Here is a 1,926-nt window from a genome sequence, read left to right as displayed (position 1 = left end):
GCCATCACTTTCCAATCTAATAAAACTTTCCAATTTTGTTTTTTAAATCTTAAGATGACAAGATTAATTACAATAAAAACTGTCAACAAAAGCAGAAAGTACATACTTGTAAACTGATGGTGAATATCCATTTTCAAATTAATTAATTTTTAAATTAAAACAAACTTTCATCCACAAAATTCGGCAGCGTCACTTTCAGGTTCGGCTCTGCTTCCATGGCTCTTTTAACCCGATCTTGCGGATTTGCAATCCGTAAGCAAGAACAAAAATAAAGCACGGATTATAAATCCGCGCTACCATGAAAAGATAAAACCTGCCTCACAGCAGGTTTCTATATGTAAACAGTTTTTAAAACAAATTTTCATCCACAAAATTAGGCAGTGTCACTTTGAGGTTCGGCCCCGATCTCGCGGATTTGCAATCTGTGAGCAAGCACAAAATAAAGCACGGATTATAAATCCGCGCTATCATAAAAGATAAACTTCAATGCCGCATTATCAGTTCGTAAATACCCTATCAGTTTCCAATTAATAATTGGGTTATATTTGCGGGTAAACATAACAAACTCTTACTTCAAATATAAAAACTATAAATAACCGTATTGATTATGCAAAGACAGACCATAAATGAAGCAAATTTTTCAACACTAACCTGGGCAGATGATTATTTAATAGACTGGGCGAATTCAGGAACTGTATTTTTACCCGACGGTCAGATTAAAAAGCTTGGAAATTATTATTTAGCATTCTCTTTTGACAGTGCCATCAGTTCTTCCGATGGTATGTATTCGGTTGTTTACAGTAGACTCGGCACAAAAGGCCTTTTACTGAAGAACAGGGAAATACTGAGAGAAATCAACCGATCTTATTATCATGCAGAAGTCTACGAATATCCTGTTGCATTTGCTCAACTTAAAGATGGAAGAGACATCCTGATTCACTGCCCAAATGAATACAACAGACTGGAATTTGAAGAGGTTGAGACAGGATTGCTTTTGACAAACCATACAGATAGAAATCCATCAGATTTTTTTCATTCACGCCTTGAGGTAAGCCCCGATAATAAAACTTTTTTAAGCAAAGGCTGGGGATGGCATCCGTTTGATTTCGTAGAAATTTTTGATATTGAGGAATGCATAGAAAATCCTAAAGCTTTAGATAAAAGCAAACTTACACCTGATGTGTCCGCTGAAATCTGTACTGCAAGTTTTATTACGAACGAACTGGTTTTAATTGGCTCACCAAATGATACGGAGCCGTTTGATGATGAACCCTCTGACAAACTTAAAAACGGAGAGATTGGTATCTGGAATATCACAACCAATGAAATATCAGGAGTCCTTAAGCCCAATTGTTCTGTGGGCGGAAACTTAATTGTAATAGATGATACTTTTGCCTGGGAATTGTACCAGCACCCCAAAATTATCAATTTCAGAACCGGAGAAATTTCAGAAGAAATAAAGGAAATTTATTCCGGTAATCAGATTTCATCAATTATCCATACTACTAAAGATTTACCATTAATTGCATTTAACAGAAAGACAAAACAAATTGCAATAGGTAAAGATGAAACCATTGAGATACTTGCTAAATAATATCAAAAAATTTCGCAGATTTAAAAACTCAATCTCGCGGATTTGCAATCCGTGAGCAAGCACAAAAATAAAGCACGGTTATAAATCCGTGCTATCATGAAAAGATAAAACCTGCCTCACAGCAGGTTTTTATACTATTTAAACAATTTTTAAAATAAATTTTCATCCACAAAATCAGGTTCTGTTTCCATTGCTCTGGAAATGTTTTATCTTTTTAAACTTCTTTTTAACAGCAGTTTAAAAATGTCTGCCAAAAGAAAAATGAGAATAAAATTTTGCAGAAAATTTATATAATCAAACCGTACAATTCCCCAATCCATAAAAGCATCTTT

1 protein-coding gene is annotated in these 1,926 nt (G+C 34.4%); it reads left to right on the top strand.

The genetic code is table 11. From position 1 onward, the window contains the following. Positions 1-607: 607 nt before the first annotated feature. Positions 608-1,594: a hypothetical protein gene (locus ASE55_RS03840; RefSeq protein ID WP_056215821.1), complete on the top strand. Its 987-nt coding sequence runs from the start codon at positions 608-610 to the stop codon at positions 1,592-1,594. Positions 1,595-1,926: the final 332 nt, after the last annotated feature.

Source organism: Chryseobacterium sp. Leaf201 (assembly GCF_001421435.1).
Taxonomy (GTDB): Bacteria; Bacteroidota; Bacteroidia; order Flavobacteriales; family Weeksellaceae; genus Chryseobacterium.
This window is presented reverse-complemented; position numbering and strand designations above follow the sequence as displayed.